The sequence below is a fragment of the Kitasatospora sp. NPDC002543 genome (assembly GCF_053594915.1).
Genome location: NZ_JBSFWR010000013.1, coordinates 32,890 through 48,239, shown reverse-complemented (window position 1 = coordinate 48,239; position 15,350 = coordinate 32,890). Strand labels below are relative to the sequence as shown.

General features: G+C 73.2%; 14 protein-coding genes. 1 reads left to right on the top strand and 13 read right to left on the bottom strand.

Annotated features, from left to right (window positions below; genetic code table 11):
- Positions 1-162: 162 nt before the first annotated feature.
- The 9 genes from ACWD4P_RS08625 to ACWD4P_RS08585 form a co-directional block, all read right to left on the bottom strand.
- Entirely contained in the window at positions 163-321 is a 159-nt protein-coding gene (locus tag ACWD4P_RS08625) for a DUF6760 family protein (protein WP_181970396.1), read from the bottom strand.
- Positions 318-803, bottom strand: coding sequence for a hypothetical protein (locus tag ACWD4P_RS08620; RefSeq protein ID WP_449779060.1), 486 nt, complete (start codon positions 801-803; stop codon positions 318-320). Before ACWD4P_RS08620 ends, ACWD4P_RS08625 begins: the two co-directional genes overlap by 4 nt.
- Positions 800-1,240 carry a phage tail protein gene (locus ACWD4P_RS08615; protein WP_359830535.1) on the bottom strand — a complete coding sequence of 147 codons (441 nt, stop codon included), beginning with the start codon at positions 1,238-1,240 and terminating at the stop codon, positions 800-802. The genes ACWD4P_RS08620 and ACWD4P_RS08615 overlap by 4 nt, the downstream gene beginning before the upstream one ends.
- 57 nt (positions 1,241-1,297) lie before the next feature.
- Positions 1,298-2,830, bottom strand: coding sequence for a phage tail sheath family protein (locus ACWD4P_RS08610; RefSeq protein WP_359830533.1), 1,533 nt, complete (start codon positions 2,828-2,830; stop codon positions 1,298-1,300).
- A 252-nt stretch (positions 2,831-3,082) separates the two neighbouring features.
- Complete coding sequence (locus ACWD4P_RS08605; protein ID WP_449779059.1) at positions 3,083-5,233, bottom strand: ATP-binding protein; 2,151 nt, start codon at positions 5,231-5,233, stop codon at positions 3,083-3,085.
- Positions 5,230-5,940 carry a DUF4255 domain-containing protein gene (locus ACWD4P_RS08600; RefSeq protein ID WP_449779058.1) on the bottom strand — a complete coding sequence of 237 codons (711 nt, stop codon included), beginning with the start codon at positions 5,938-5,940 and terminating at the stop codon, positions 5,230-5,232. The genes ACWD4P_RS08605 and ACWD4P_RS08600 overlap by 4 nt, the downstream gene beginning before the upstream one ends.
- Positions 5,937-9,203, bottom strand: a complete 3,267-nt coding sequence (locus ACWD4P_RS08595; protein WP_449779057.1) for a hypothetical protein — start codon at positions 9,201-9,203, stop codon at positions 5,937-5,939. Before ACWD4P_RS08595 ends, ACWD4P_RS08600 begins: the two co-directional genes overlap by 4 nt.
- A gap of 143 nt (positions 9,204-9,346) precedes the next feature.
- Positions 9,347-9,979 carry an AAA family ATPase gene (locus ACWD4P_RS08590; RefSeq protein WP_449779056.1) on the bottom strand — a complete coding sequence of 211 codons (633 nt, stop codon included), beginning with the start codon at positions 9,977-9,979 and terminating at the stop codon, positions 9,347-9,349.
- A gap of 751 nt (positions 9,980-10,730) precedes the next feature.
- Entirely contained in the window at positions 10,731-11,258 is a 528-nt protein-coding gene (locus ACWD4P_RS08585; RefSeq protein ID WP_449779055.1) for an RICIN domain-containing protein, read from the bottom strand.
- A gap of 565 nt (positions 11,259-11,823) precedes the next feature.
- Here ACWD4P_RS08585 and ACWD4P_RS08580 point away from each other — a divergent pair.
- Complete coding sequence (locus ACWD4P_RS08580) at positions 11,824-12,909, top strand: Rieske 2Fe-2S domain-containing protein (protein ID WP_449779054.1); 1,086 nt, start codon at positions 11,824-11,826, stop codon at positions 12,907-12,909.
- A gap of 139 nt (positions 12,910-13,048) precedes the next feature.
- Here the strand turns inward: ACWD4P_RS08580 and ACWD4P_RS08575 are convergent, their stop codons facing one another.
- The 4 genes from ACWD4P_RS08575 to ACWD4P_RS08560 all read right to left on the bottom strand — a co-directional run bounded on the left by ACWD4P_RS08575 (position 13,049) and on the right by ACWD4P_RS08560 (position 15,154).
- Complete coding sequence (locus ACWD4P_RS08575; RefSeq protein ID WP_449779053.1) at positions 13,049-14,188, bottom strand: methyltransferase domain-containing protein; 1,140 nt, start codon at positions 14,186-14,188, stop codon at positions 13,049-13,051.
- Positions 14,185-14,319, bottom strand: coding sequence for a hypothetical protein (locus ACWD4P_RS08570; protein ID WP_359823390.1), 135 nt, complete (start codon positions 14,317-14,319; stop codon positions 14,185-14,187). The genes ACWD4P_RS08575 and ACWD4P_RS08570 overlap by 4 nt, the downstream gene beginning before the upstream one ends.
- 200 nt (positions 14,320-14,519) lie before the next feature.
- Positions 14,520-14,789, bottom strand: coding sequence for a hypothetical protein (locus ACWD4P_RS08565; RefSeq protein WP_449779052.1), 270 nt, complete (start codon positions 14,787-14,789; stop codon positions 14,520-14,522).
- Positions 14,786-15,154 carry an ATP-binding protein gene (locus tag ACWD4P_RS08560; RefSeq protein ID WP_449779051.1) on the bottom strand — a complete coding sequence of 123 codons (369 nt, stop codon included), beginning with the start codon at positions 15,152-15,154 and terminating at the stop codon, positions 14,786-14,788. Before ACWD4P_RS08560 ends, ACWD4P_RS08565 begins: the two co-directional genes overlap by 4 nt.
- Between the last annotated feature and the right edge of the window lie 196 nt (positions 15,155-15,350).

Genomic DNA, 15,350 nt, shown 5'->3' with positions numbered 1-15,350 from the left:
TACCGTCGGCCGGGATGCCGGCCGAGCGGCCGGACGAACCGCCGTCGGACCCGCCCGCGGCAGCACCGGCAGCGCTGCCGCCGGAGCCGTCGACCGCGCTGCCGTCGACGGCGGCACCGCCGCCCCTGCGGCGGCCCATCCAGTCCCGAAGCCCCACCCGGCTCACCCGCCTTCGCTGATGCGGGTGTTGAGCCGGGCGATCTCCCTGACCCACTGCCCGCGTTCGCGGTGGGTCAGGTCGAGGATGTCCTCCCGCTGCCAGTGGAAGTGGTACGCGATGTACGCGATCTCCTCGTACAGCCGAGCAGGCGCGTACGTCACGATTCCCCCAGGCGCCCACCGGCGAGGTCGACCTCGAAGGCGCCGTCACAGTGCGGACAGGTCACCGCGGCACGCGTGTGGCCCTCGCTGTTGATCCTCTGGTAGAGGTCCTGGAGGAAGGCCACGTCGGTGGCGTACATCCGCTCGACGATCCCGGTGTGCACGTCGCCGATGTCGCCCAGCCGGGTGATCACGTGGCTGAGCAGCACCACGCTGAGGTACGCCGGGTTCTCCTTGACCCGCAGGTCGATCTGCGGCATCAGTTCGTCGCGGGCGGTCGCCAGGCGCATGGCACCGTGCCGGTGCACGGTGCCGTCGTCGTCGACGTAGCCCAGCGGCAGCTCGAACTCGAACTCGGTGTGCGGCGCCCGCCCCCGGGGCTGCGCCGCCGCCGCTGCCGCCGGGGCCTGCTGCTGGGGTGCGGCGTGCTGCGGGGCCGCGGCCCCTTCCAGCAGCTCGTCCAGGCCGATCTTGCGCCTCACTCGACCGAGATCTCCTCGAACACGATGGTCACGGTCTCGGTCGCGGGGCTGGACTCGCCGGCGCTGAGGGTCGGGCCCTCCCAGCGGCTCGCCCAGGCGTTGGTGAGCTGGATGCGCCGCAGGGTGGCACCGGTGGTGTCCTTGACCTCGATGGTGAGGTTCTGCCGCGCGGTGTTGATCGCCCCGTTGTTCAGGGTCTCCTTGATCCACTCCGTGAACGCGCCGCTCTTGTCCAGACCCCGGGTGATGGTCACCTCACCGGGGAGCCGGGCGCCGGGCTGCTTGCGGACGATCAGTTTGCCCTCTTGGGTCACCTGCTTGTACTCGACGACGTCCTGTTCGACCGTCAGGTTGGAGATCTCCTTGACGGACTCGACGTTGTAGCCGCCGAGTTGGACGCCGAATATGTGTGTGGAGAGCGGATCGCCTTCAGCCATGGGTTTCTGTCACCTTCCGATGCGAGGGGTGGCGAGGGGTGGTGCCGACCGGGCCGGTCACTCGTTGACGAGGCTCGTGCTGTCGGAGAACTGGGACAGCCGGAACACCACGAACTCCGCGGGCTTCACCGGGGAGACGCCGATCTCGCAGATCACCTGGCCGAGGTCGATGGACTCCGGCGGGTTGTTGTCGCGGTCGCACTTGACGTAGAAGGCCTCGGCCGCGGTCTGGCCGAACAGGGCCCCGCGTCGCCACTCCTCGGTGAGGAACGCGGTGATGTTCCGGCGGATGCTGGACCACAGCCGGTCGTCGTTGGGCTCGAAGACGACCCACTGGGTCCCGAGGAGGATGGACTCCTCCAGGTAGTTGAAGAGCCGCCGCACGTTCAGGTAGCGCCACGCCGGGTCGGAGGACAGGGTGCGCGCGCCCCAGATCCGGATGCCGCGGCCGGGGAACGCCCGTACGCAGTTGACGCCGATCGGGTTCAGCAGGTCCTGCTCGCCCTTGCTGAGGCGTAGTTCCAGGTCCACCGCGCCGCGGATGACCTCGTTGGCGGGCGCCTTGTGCACGCCGCGCTCGGCGTCGCTGCGCGCCCACACCCCGGCGACGTGACCGCTCGGCGGGACCAGCACGTTGCGGCCGCTCGCCGGGTCGAACACCTTGATCCACGGGTAGTAGAGCGCGGCGTAGCGGGAGTCGAAGCCCGCCTCCTCGTTGCGCCAGGTGCGCATCCGCTGGGCGTTGAGGCCGGGCGGCGGGTCCAGGACGGCGATCCGGTCGCCCATCTGCTCGCAGTGCGACATCACGGCCAGCTGGACGGTGCGCAGGCCCTCGTCGTCGAGGTCGCCGCGCTGGTAGGCGCTCATCAGGTCGGGCACCGCGACCATGGTGATCTCGTCGATCGCCTCCAGGCCGCCGAAGCCGGTCCGGGCGGCGGCGTCGCCGACGTACTCGGCCGGGTCGAGGCGGCCCACCGGGGCGGCGGCCGGCGCGGCCGCGGGCGCGAGGGCGTGGGTGCGCCGCTCGGGGCGGCTCGGCGCGGTGCCGGGCTTCTCGGCGACGGCGACCAGCTTGGACTCGCGCAGCTGGGTGAGGACGTAGCCCTTGGTGCTCTTGCGGGTCGAGACGTCGTACGTCTCGGCGACCTCGGCGCCCCGGCGCACCACCAGCCGGAAGCGGTCCTCGGGGACGTTCTCCCCCTCCAGGTCGGCGACCTCGACGGACACCTCGGCGCCCGCGCCGGGCCGGGCGGAGAACAGGAACCCGGCGATCTCGACGGGCGGGGCCGCGGTGACGGCGGGGGCCGCGCCGGGCGTCTGCCGGGCCGGGTCGCCGACCCGCACGACGTAGGCGGAGCCGCCGCCGTTGGCGAAGAAGCCGTACACCGAGTGCGCCAGGTAGGTGCCTTCGGTGAAGCCACCGAACCGCTGCACGTACTGGTCCCAGTTGGTCACCAGCGTGGGCTCGTGGAAGGGCCCGGTCTCGGCGAAGCCGACGAAGGCGGCGACGGCCGTGCCGACGCCCTCGATCGGCCGGGCACCGGACTGGACCTCCTCCACGTACACACCCGGGGTGAGGTACGACGGCATATACGCGCTCCTTCGGCTGGCCATGCATTACTCGCCGGTCATTCGCCCCCGAGTCTGCTGCCCGGGCACCTCGGGAAACATGTCCGCCGGTCCCGGACCGGGGGCAGGAACCGCTGCCCCCGGCGGACACCGTCCGACGTCCTCTCAGGCTCCCCAGCTGCCCCGTTCTCCCCGGCGGCCCGTCGGGCCGGGCCCGGCGCGACCGGCCCGACGGGCCCCGCCGGTGGGGCGGTGGGGCGGGCAGCCGGCCGGTCAGCCGTGCCCGGTGTCCCCGAGCACTCCCAGCCACGGCCCGAACTCGCTCGCCAGCACCAGCCGGCCGAGTTTGCGGTACTCGCCGACCACCGCGGAGACCAGCTGCGCCATACCCAGCGGGGCGCCCGTCCCGGCGGCCAGGTAGGCCGCGGAGACCGCGCAGGCCCGGATCGAGCCGCCGGTGAGTTCGAAGTTCCGGGCGCAGAAGTCCAGGTCGAGGTCGTCGCCGCGGGGCACCAGCGGCCCCAGGCAGCGGTCCCAGAGCAGGCGCCGCTGCGCCTCGTCCGGCAGCGGGAACTCCGCGATGACGTCCAGCCGCCGGGTGAACGCCTCGTCCAGGTTGGCCCGCAGGTTGGACGTCAGCACCGCGATCCCGTCGAAGGACTCCATCCGCTGGAGCAGGTAGGCCGTCTCCACGTTGGCGTGCCGGTCGCGGGAGTCCTTGACCTCGGAGCGCTTGCCGAACAGCGCGTCCGCCTCGTCGAACAGCAGGACGCCGTTCACCTGCGCGGCCTCGGTGAAGATCCGTTCCAGGTTCTTCTCGGTCTCGCCGATGTACTTGTCGACCACGGTGGAGAGGTCCACCACGTACAGCTCCATGCCGAGTTCGGCGGCGACCACCTCGGCCGACATCGTCTTGCCGGTACCGGACTCGCCGGCGAACAGGGCGATCACGCCGTTGCCCCGGCCACCGCCCGGGCGCATCCGCCAGCCGCCGAGGACCTGCTCGCGGTGCCGGGCGCGCAGCACGAGTTCGCGCAGTCGGCCCGCGGTGGGGGCGGGCAGGACGAGGTCGGGCCAGCCGACCCCGGGCTCGATCCGGCGGGCCAGCCGGGCCAGGCCGGCGGCGTTCTGCGCCCGCACCGCCGTGCGCAGGTCCTCGGGCCGCACCGGGCGGCGCTCGGCGGCCGCCGTCCGGGCCGCGACCGAGGCGGCGCGGGCGAGCTGCTCCCCGTCCAGCCGGTAGGCGGCGACGGTCTCGGTGAGCTCCTCGTCCAGCTCCGCGCCCAGGGCGTCGGCCCACTGCCCGGCCCTGACCCGGGCGTCCGGCGGCGGGACGGTGACCACCACCGGGCTGCGCGCCGCCCAGGTCGGGTCCCAGACCTGGGAGCCGTGCAGGAGCAGCGGGACGCCGTCGAGTTCCGCGCAGAGCTCGCGCAGCAGCGCGGCCCGCTCGGGCCGTTCGGGTTCCAGCCGGTCCAGCGGTCCGAGCACCACTCCGGCCCCGCCCAGCCGTGCCTCGCGGGCGAGCACCCGGACGGTGGCCTCCGGCGGTCGGGCGGCGAACGCGGCGGCGTCGACCATCAGGGGCGGTGGGCCGGCGGCGGCGAGGGCGGCCGCCGCGAGCGGGCCGGCGTGCCCGCCGCGGTCCAGCAGGTGGACGAAGCCGCCGTCCGCGGCCAGGGCGCGCAGCCGCTCGGCGGGCTGCTCGGCGGTTGCCGGGTCGGGCTTCGCGGCGGTCGGGCCGTCGGACTTCGCGGCGGTCGGGCCGTCGGGCTTCGCGGCGCGGTGGGCGAGGCCCGCGAGCGCGCCGTCGGGCTCGTCGTCGCCGAGCAGGTGGGCCGTCACCCGGTCCGGGACGCGCAGGGTCCTGGAGAGCAGCGGACGGTCCGGCTCGGTGATCTCCAGCAGGCCGCCGGCGATCAGTGGGGCCCGGGTGGAGAAGCGGAAGCGGCCGGCGCCGGCCGCGGGCAGCCCGCACAGGTCGAGGGCGAGGCCGATGGTGGCCCGACGGCGGGTCAGGTCGTCGTTGAGGTAGCCGTAGAGCTGTTCGAAGCGGGCGTCGAGGTCCGGGGCGAGTGCCACCAGCAGCAGGTCGAGGTCGACCGGGAGCAGCCCGAAGGCGGCGGCGAGCCGCCCGAGCCGGGAGCCGGGCGGCGGCGGCCCGTCGCCCGGGTCGGCGGTGGCGCGGTGCACGGTGGCGGAGGCCGCCAGGATGCGCTCGACCGCCTCCGGGCCGAGGTACTGGCCGCGGTACGGGTCGTCCGGGTCCGGGTCGTCGGCACGGCGTTGGCGCACCGCGGCGCGGACCCTCCGTTCGACCCGTTGCAGCCGCTCCCAGAGGTGGTCGTGGCCCGGGCCGGGCCGGTCGTCGTGGCCCGGGCCGGGCGGGGCGGCGCTCGCCGGCGGTTCGAGGTCGACGGTCATCGTGCCCTGCCCCGCGGTCGGCGGCCGGGCGGCAGCCCGCGCTCCCGGGGCGCGGCGAAGCCGTCCGCACCGGGGTCGGAGGCACCCTCGTAGCGCAGCCGGCGACCCGGGGCGTCGGCGGGCGGCGGGCCGGCCGGGGTGGTGTCGCCGGCGCGCAGCACCAGGCCGTCGGTGACGGGCGGCCCGGCCGGGGTGCGGACACCGGGCAGCGGGGCGAGCACCCGCAGGTCGACGGAGGGCCGCAGCTCGCCGCCGAGCGAGGACCAGACGTCGGACACCGAGGGCAGGCCGCTGTCGCGCCCCGCGATGTCCATACCGACCGTCAGCCCGAGCTCGGCGAGCGTACCGGTGAGCAGCCGGGCGGGCAGGGTGTCGGTGGCGGTCAGGCACTGGAGCACCTCGGCCAGCAGCCGGTGCTCGTCCTGCGGCCGGTTGGTCCAGGCGGTGACCAGGTAGGCCAGCTCGAACCAGCGGGGTGCGGGGCGGTGGCCGGTCACCACGCCGTCGGCGTCGTGCTCCGCGACGGTGCCGGCCTGCCGGCGGCCGGTGTCCTCGCGGAGCGCGTACAGGAAGACGCTGACCGTGGGCGCGTTGCGCCGGGCCGCGAAGTCCCGGGTGGGCGCGTCGAAGACCACCTCGATGCCGCGCTCGGGCAGACCGGTCTCGGCGAGCAGTCGGCGCAGTGCCTCGTCGACCTCGTGGATCATCGCCGCTCCACCTCTCCGGGCGGGCCGATGCTGCCCTCGACCACCAGGAACGGGCAGGTCACCGGGGAGAAGCCGGGGCCCTCGGCGGTGATGGTGCGCGGGCCGGTCTCGTCCTTGGGGAGGATCAGCAGCTGGCCGGCGAAGGTGCCGTCGGCCTTCGGGTGGGTGGGCGCGGCCGGGGCGGTGAGCCCGGGGTTCCAGGTGAACCGGACGGGCGTGCCGGGCGGGAAGTCCACGCCGCGCACCGAGGTCACGAAGCCGGGCTTGCCGATCGGCGGGACCGCGACGATCCGGGGCTGGAGGATGCGCAGCGGGGTGCTCGCCCGGTGCGGTCCGGGGGTGGCGTCGGTGCCGGTGGTGGTCAGCTCGGCGCTGATGGTGGTGTCCAGCGCCGCCACGGGCGAGAGCACGACGCGGATCACGGCGCTGCGGCCCGGGGCGAGGTCGCTCACCGTGCAGGTGCCGGCCCGGCAGCCCGCGGGCAGGGCCTCGGTGGGCACTCCGGCGGGCAGGCCGAGGGTCAGGCGCAGGCCGGTCGCGAGGGCCTGGCCGGTGTTGCGCACCGTGTAGCTGACGGTCACGTGGCCGCCGACGTAGCCGGGGTTCGGCTGGGCGTCGACCGCGACGGTGGGGCCGGCCTGGGGCGCCGGCGCGGGGGCCGGGGCCGGCGCCGGGGGCGGCGGCGGTGCGGGGGCCGGCGGCGGGGGTGTGACGGTCCCGGTGGGCGTGGGAGTCGGGGTCGGCGTCGGGGTGGCGGTCGGTGTCGGGGTCGGGGTGGGCGTCGGGGTCGGCGGTTCCAGCACCGGCAGGAAGGTCCGGGCGGAGTCGTCGTCGGGGAACGGGTCGACGACCGTCCCGGAGACGCTCCAGCCGAAGTCCGGGTTGCCGGGCCGGGTGCCGATCAGGGTGGCGGTGATCCGGATGACCGCGCGCGGGGCCATGGTGCCGAGTTCGCAGCGCAGGGCCGCGGCGTCGCAGGTTCCGGTCGGGGTGGTCAGCTTGCCGAGCCGGGCGCCGGTCGGCACCGAGACGGTGAGGACGGTGCCGGGCGAGGGCGCGGGCCCCTTGTTGGTGACGGTGATCGTCACGTCGGTGCTGCCGTCGACGGGGACGGCCGGGGTCCGCTCGGGCACGCTGATCGCCAGGTCGACGGACTGCTGGACGGCCGGCTCCTTCTGGCGGCCCGGCAGCCGCCAGTCGAGTTCGGTGAGCCTGCCGCTCGCGAAGTCGTAGACCTTCAGGCCCTCCGGCGAGCTCGGCGGGGCGGCACGGCGGGAGGTCATCAGCAGCTGCGCGCTGTTCGCCGTCCAGGCGACGTCGCGGGGCTGGAAGGGCCCGGTGGTGGGGCGGTCGGGCAGCGGCCGGGTACAGGCGCCCTCGCCGAGCCCGGCGGGCGCGATCACCGTGCAGTCGGCGCCGCTCGGCGTGGTGACGACCACGCCGTCCTGGTGGTTGTCGCCGCCGTTGCCGGCCTTGCGGTTGAAGGCGATCCGGCGGCCGTCGGGGGCGAAGGCGGGGCTGTCGTCGATGACGGCGCAGTTGCCCGGGCAGGCCGTCCGGCTCAGGTCGGTCTGCCGGGTGAGGTCGTCGGCGGAGACGGTCCAGACGTGCAGGTTGCCGGCGTTGCCGTCGACCACGGCCGTCCGGGAGAAGGCGATCAGCTTGCCGTCGGGGGACCAGAAGGGCTGGCCGTCGGAGGCGTCCGGTTGCCCCGCCGGCGGCTGGACGGTGCCGACGATCCTCCCGGTCGACACCTCGGCGATCAGGACGCGCCCGGGCCGGGCCGGCCGGTCGCCGGTGGCCGGGGTGCTGCGGCTGAACACGATCAGCTTGCCGTCCGGGGAGAGGGACGGGTCGGTGTCCCGGTCGTTCGGGCCGCGCCCGGCGAGGTTCATCGGCTGCGGGTTCGCGCCTTCGGCGTCGGCGGTCCAGATCCGCTGGATCCGCCCGGCGGGCCCGTCCTCGTAGCGGGTCACCACGATCTGCCGGCCGTCGGGGGTGTAGGTCTGGCGCTCGTACCAGGGGTCGAAGCCGGGGCGGGGGTGGAACAGCGGGTCGGCGGCGGGGTCGGTGCTGGTGTTGCTGTCGGCGGCCGGGTCCTCGCGGAGCACGCTGATGCCGAGATCGCGCGGGTCGGACCCGTCGGGACGCATGTCCTCCACGTCGGCGACGTTGGCGGCGGAGGCGCTGGTCTGCTCCACCACCGGACCGCCCTCGTTCTGGGTGCCCAGCCAGGTCGGCGAGGAGACCAGCCGGTTGGCGCTGTAGAGGACCTTGGGCGCGTCGCAGTTGCAGGTGAGCGCGCGGTAGAGGTTCACCACCGGCGGCTGGGTCGGGTCGGGCTGCGGGGCCGGGTCGGGCGGCGTGAGCAGGTCGGCGCTGAGGAAGAGCACACCGCTGCCGTCGGCCATCCAGGAGGCGGAGCCGGTCTTCCAGGTGAAGCCGGTGCCGGGGAAGAAGGCCTTGTCGCCGCCGGTGGGCGAGGTGAGCATCAGGGTCCTGCCCTGGTCGCCCTGGTCCCAGGTGTAGACGATCTCGTTGCGGTGGGTGTCGTCGTTCACCGGGTTCCAGGTCGGGTCGACCGCATCCCCGTTGGTCACGTTGGTGACCTTGACCGGGGCGCCGCCCGCGAACGGCCGCAGGTAGATCTGACGGTGCGACGGTTCGCCGTCGCAGGAGTACGCGATCCACTTGCCGTCGGGCGAGACGGTCGGATGGGTCTCGTCGGCCGCGCCGTCGGTGATCCGGCGCAGGCCGCTGCCGTCCCGGTTGACGGCCCACAGGACGTGCTGGGGCTTGGCGTCCCCGCCGCGGTCCTCCAGCGCCTCGAAGACGACGCCCTTGCCGTCCGGGGCGAGGGCGGGGCGGGAGGTGTCCATGCCGGTGGTGAGCCGGCGCACCGCGCCGGACGCGTCGCGCAGGTAGACCTGGGGCTGCGGCTCGTCCCGCAGGCTGGTGAAGACCATCTCGTCGCCGCGGGCCGAAGGGTCCCGGTCGAAGTGGATCGGGCCGGGCCCGAACAGCGGGGTGCTCGACTCCGCGCCGGTCACCTTGCCGAGGCCGCGGTGGTTGGTGCCGGCGAAGACGATCCGTCCGGCCGCCGGGTCGACGGCGGCGGCCGCGGCGGTGCCCGGCCCGCCGGGGGCGGCCCCGGTCAGGGTCGCCAGGGCCGCCGCGAGCGCGAGCAGCACCGCGACGGCGGTCCTGGCCGGCCGCCGGGCGGGGCGGGGGGTGGCGGGGGCGCCGATCACGCTCGACCTCACAGGTTGCAGGGGCGGTCTCCCCGCAGTGTCCCGGTTGCGGGCGCGCGGCGGGAGAGCCCGGGCACCCTCGGCGGGGGTAAGACCCGGTGTCCCCAAAGGGCAGCCCGCCGCGCACCCCGCACGGGCGGCGCTCACGGCCGGGCTCAGACGAAGCGGATGTGCTTGACCCCCGTCCAGGCGCGGCGGAGGCGCCCGCGGAGCGCACCGTCGTCGTTCGGGGCGAGGGTCAGGCCCGAGGACGCGGCGATCCGGTCGGCGACCTGGGCGACCGTCAGCCGGTCGGTCCACACATGCTGGGCGAACTCCTCCTCGCGCAGCCGCTCCAGGCACAGGTCGAGCTTCGACACGGCGAAGCTCTCCCGCCGCAGCGGGGCGTCCTTCCCCGCCACGAACTGCAGGACGTGCCCGCCCCCGCGCTCGCGCAGCCGCCGCAGCACCGTCCCGCGCTCGGCCAGCAGGGCGAAGTGCCGGACGTCGTGCCCGCGTTCGCGCAGCCGGCCGACCGTCTCCCGGAAATACACGGGCTCGACGACCGTCATCGGCGCGATCACCACACCGTGGTGCCCGGTGAGCACCCGGTCCAGCACCTCGACGACGCCCTGCCGCCACGCGGGAAGGTCCTGGAAGTCCCCACGCAGCGCCGGCGGCATCATCCGGTGCAGTCCGAACCCGACGTGCTCGGGGTCGCAGACGACGCTGCCGGGCAGGCGCCAGCGGAGCTCATGGGCGGTCTGGGTCTTGCCGGCCCCGAACGGGCCGTTGATCCACAGGAGCATGCCCCCGACGCTATCGCCACCGAGGGCGACGGCTGTCAGTCGGGTTCGTGGATCCCCCAGGGGACGTACCGCATGGCAGCCACCCAGGAAAGGGGCGGCTTCTCGCCATCCACACTTCGATTCCGTGTAGCTGGACAGAACGCTCCCGTCGCGAGCGGGGGCATGACTCGCGTATGCCATAAGCGAACCACGCACGGCCCAGGAGAACTGGACGGAATTCCCAGGCGCGAGCAGCGCCCAGGCGACGGCCAGCTTGGCGGTCAGCTTTCCATCGGTCCCCACCTGGCCGTCGGCCCATACCAGGCCGACGGCCAGACCGTCCTCGGTCAGCTGCTTGACACCCTTGTCGGTGATGGTGATGTCCAGCGTGAACCTGAGGTCAGACGCAGCGTCCGCGCCCCGCCCAGTAGACGAGGGGGCTTCGGAGCCCATCAGGACTCCAGGATGAATTTCGACTCATCCACCTTGTAGCTGATAACCCTTTTCGTCTTGGATGTGAAATCCACGACGAGCGCGTCGCTGGCGACATTACTCCTCCCGCACTCCGCGGCGGACCATTGCCGGCCGCCAACCACCCGGCAACCCGGTCGGGAGGCGGCCGCGAGGACAGCCACCCTCGCGGGCCGGCCAGTCATCGAAGGTGCGGCCTCCTCCGGACGCCCGGAGGAGGCCACACCCGCACGGCGGTTGTCACGGACGATGGACCGCTTCCCGCCGTTCCGGAGCTCTGAGCGGCGTTGCGGGACAACCCTCAGAAGTTGACGAGCCGCCACCGCTGGTCGGCAGGGGGGTTGATGCTGTAGTCGCAGACGGCCTGCAGGATCAGGGCGTTCAGGTTCCTGTTCTGGGGGACGAGGCACGTGCCCGTCTCCCTGTTCACGAGGCGCTTCCACTGCGGGTCGGCACTGTTGATGGTCTCGACGTACCAGTCGGCATCCGGCCCGGCTTGCCCGCAGGAGAACTGGCGTGCCTCCTGGTGGTACCGCGCGAGCAGGCACAGCCGGCTGTTCTGGTTGACGAAGAAGAAGTAGCTCTCGCCGAGGTAGCCCCACTGCTCCCACTTCTGGTCCGCGTACCCGGCGCACTCCGCCTGGGCGAGGGCCGTCTCGTTGCCCGTACCGGGCCCGAGGATGCACCGCTCGCTGTCGTAGTTCTGGATGTTGTACGCGGGCGCGAGCAGCTCGGGTGTCGGAGCATCGGCTGTGGACGTGCCGGGGAGGCCCAGGACCAGGAGTGCCCCGGAGCCGAATATCGCCGGTAGTGCCTTGAGCTTCTTCATGATGTCGCCCTTTCAGGATGAATCCGACCGGCCGGCGCGGCCGCAGCAAGATCGCGGCGGGAAATCCAGGGCACGAAGGGCCATCCCTTCCCTCTGGAACCACCCTTCACAGCCGCCTCGTCGAATGAGGGGATTGCCGGGCCGAAGGTAGTCTTTCCACGCACTCACGGGGATCCAAGGGCCCGATCGGGCCAACTTTTGACGAGCCCTCGCACTCCGCCGGGGAAGGCCCCGCCTCCGGGCCGTCCGCGAGGCGGCCCGGCTGTCGGGCGCGACGCACCCGGGTGTAAGTGCCGGGCGGGACCGTGGAACAGGGCCATCATGCGCAACGAGGCACGACTGCATCCCAGCGCCTTGCTTCGTCGCGGCTGGATAGCGTGCACGAGAAGTCGGCGGGTTCGACTTCTCGTGCACGGTCCGACGTCCGCCGATGCCGAACGGACCTCATCGATCCACAGGAACGCCTTGCTTCACACCATATGAATTACCAGAACCCCAATCTCCCGCCGGAGTTCTCGACACCCCTGGAATATGATGCGAATCGAATCCAATCCAGGAGGAATATATGCGATTGTCACGTAAATTCTCACAGAATATTACCCAGGGGCCGAGCCGTGCCGACCAGGCGTTGGCCCCCGTTCTCCCCTACCCCGACGGCTGGTCGGCGCTGGCGTTCTCCGGCGAGCTCAAACCCGGCTCCGTCCTCACCCGGCGGCTCCACGGCGAGGACGTCGTGCTGTACCGGCTGCGGGACGGCCGCGTCCGGGCCGTCCGGCCCTACTGCCCGCACCTGGGCTCCCACCTGGGCCTGGCCAAGGTCGACGGCGACGACCTGGTGTGCCCCTTCCACCAGTTCGCCTACGGCCCGGACGGCACGTGCGTTCGGACCGGCTACGGAACGCCGCCCCCGAAGGCGTCGCTGAGCAGGCTGCCGGTCCACGAGGTGAACGAGACCGTGTTCGTCTGGTGGCACCACGACGGCCGCGCCCCGGACTGGGAGATCCCGCCCATCCACACCATCGGCCACCTGCCCCGGCGCTACGGCACCTGGGAGATGCCCGGCCACGCCCAGGAAATCATGGAGAACTCCGTCGACGTGGGCCACTTCGGCACCCTGCACGGCTGGGCCAAGGCCGAACTCCCCACCCCCGTCGTCTTCGGCGACAAGACCTTCCACGTCTCCATGCGGGTGCGCGAGAAGTTCCCGCTGATCGGCGAGAGCCCCATCGACATCGAGGTCGACGGATACGGGATCGGCTTCCTGCACTCCGACAGCCGCACTCCGCGGCTGCGCACCACGATGTGCACGCTGATCATGGGCACCATGATCGAGCCCAACCGGATGCAGTACCGGCAGGCGAGCCGGCTCCTCTTCGACGAGCCGTCGACCCTGCCCAAGCCACTGGCGCGGCAGGTGAGCCGGACCCTGTCCCGGCTGCTGATCGGCCCGCTGATCAGGGTCAGCGAGGACTTCACCGCCGTCGACTACCCGATCTGGTACAGCAAGAAGTACCGCCCGCACCCGAAGCTCGCCAAGGGGGACGGGCCGATCGGCCAGTTCCGGCACTGGGCCCGGCAGTTCTATCCGCAGGACCAGAACGCCCGCCCCCTGCCCGGCCCCCAGGACCCCGACCTCGCCTGCTTCGACTGACCGGCCCGCTCACGGATCCGCGCCCCGCCCGTCCACGCAGCCCGTCCGCGCCGCACCCCGGGGCCGTCGGCGGGCGGGCCGCGTACGGGAGGCGGGGAGCCGGCGGGTCGTGACCGCCTGAAGCCCCGCGCCCCGGCCGTCACTCCAGGGGGTTGTCCGGTTCGTCCAGCCAGGCCGTCTGTCCGGTCGGCGTCACCGTGAGTCCGTACCGCTCGCACCCGGGGCGTCCGGCGGACTCCCACCGGTCATGGGCGGCCTCCACCTCGTCCCAGAGCCGGCGCGGCCCGGACTGCCGGACCTCGAACCGGGACTCCCCGGGCACGGAGTCCACGGTCGCCCAGGAGGTGACGGCCGTGTCGAACAGCCACCACGTCCAACCGCCCTCGCCGAACCCGCTGCGCCGGTAGTACACGTCCGGCAGGGCGAGCGCGCAGACGAACTGCGCCGACCAGTCGTCCCCGACGGCCCCGGGGTCGAGCTTCGTCCAGGACTGCGCGGAGTCGCCCGGCCACTCCCCCGGCAGGTAGTCGTCCACCGGGGCACCCTCGTACCGCTGCTGTCGCAGCATCATGAACGCGGACGAGCGGGTGAACCGGCCGCACGCCACCCCGCCGCCGTCCACCGTGAGGCGCACGACCGCCCCGCCGCCCAGCAGCGGCGAGACAGGGCTGACGATCACCCCGCCCGGCCGGGTCTGAGCCGGCCAGGCGGGCGGGATGCGCCGCAGCGACACGGTGGAGATGATCCGGTCGTACGGGGCGCGCACGCCCCACCCGAGCGCCCCGTCCCCGCACACGACCTCCGGAGTGAAGCCGGCACCGCGCAGTGCCGTGCGCGCCCGTGCGGTGACCCATCCGTCCACCTCGACGGTGGACACCATCCCGGCTCCCAGGCGATGCGTCAGCAGGGCCGCGTTGTACCCGGTCCCCGTGCCGACTTCGAGCAGCCGGTGGCCGGGGGCCGCGTCCAGGTCGGCCAGCATCTCGACGACCACCGTGGGCATGGACGCCGACGACGTGGGCGTGACGCGGGCCCCGTCGTCGGCGCCGTCGTCCCACTGCGTGACGACCGGCAGATCGGCGTAGGCGAGCCGCATCCACCGCTCCGGCTCCTCGGAGCGGCTGCACTCGGCGTCGCCGTCCCCCTCGTCCACCCAGATGGTCTCCGGGAGGAACGCGTGCCGCGGAACGGCCGCCACGGACGGGGCCCACTCCGCGGTCAGCGACCCGGCCTCGGTCAGCGCGGCCACCAGCGCGGCCCGCCGCTCGTCGGCGCTCACTTCTTGTGCTTCGGGTCCGGGGCCGGCTTCTGGCTGTCCGACGACGGCTTCGGGCCGATCGACGATCCGCCGGGCTTGGCGTGCCCGGGGCTCCTGCCGTCGTCCGGGCCACCCTTGTTCTCGTCTCCCATGATTGGCATCCTCTCGGTTCGGTGCGGAGGGGCGGTGCTGCGCACGCCCCGTGGTGCGGTGGACAGCGGGAAGCCGGCGGGGCCGACTTCCCGCGTGGGGCTTCAGGACTCCGGGCGGTGGGGCATCCGCAGGACGGCTACGGCGCCGAGGCCGACGACGGCGATGGCGAGGAGCAGGAGGAGGGGAAGGGCCAGGCCGATCAGGAGTCGCACGGGGCGGCCTCGACCTTCTCACGCTCGTAGTGGCGCAGGACCGCGAGGAGGTTGAGCACGGTGCTCGCGGGGGCCGCGCCGAAGCGCACCAGGACGCGTCCGTCGACCACCCGGTCCGTGGCCAGGGAGGGCCAGATGAGGCCGAACTTGCGCCCCCGGTCGCGGAGTTCACTGAGCAGGGAGGAGACCTCCGGCTCGGTGTAGGTGCGCCCGACCGGGTCGGCCGGCCCGGTCGGGCGGCGGTGGTCGGCGGTCACGCGGCGGCGTCCAGCTCGAACCAGCAGGACTTCCCGAACCTCCGGGGCTCGGTACCGAAGCGGTCGGTGAGGGAGCGGACGAGGCGCAGGCCCCGGCCGGAGACCGCGAGGAGGTCGGAACCGTCGCGCTGGATCGGGACGATGGGGCTCCCGTCGCTGACGGAGACCCGGAGCACGTGATCGGCCGTCGCGATGACGACCAGAGGAGCCGCACTGCCGCCGTGGCGCCAGGCATTGACGAACAGTTCGAGGAGCGCGACCTCGGCATCGGCGACCAGTTCGGGCTTCCACCCGGCGCGCGCCATCGCCTCGCGCAACTCCTCACGCGCGGCCGACCAGTCAGGGGGGACTTCGTGGGGGAACACGATGAAACCTCCGTGGGGCTTCAGAAATGACCATCCATCGAGCAAACGCGCGATCGAAGCGATGGCATGACGGAAATACTCAGCCGAGCCGCAGCACCGATCACTCAGCGCACTCGACCAGCTACACTCAGCATGACGTGAGAGCCGCCACATGTGCAAGCTGGCTCAACTAATCTGCAAAATCTCATATCGAACC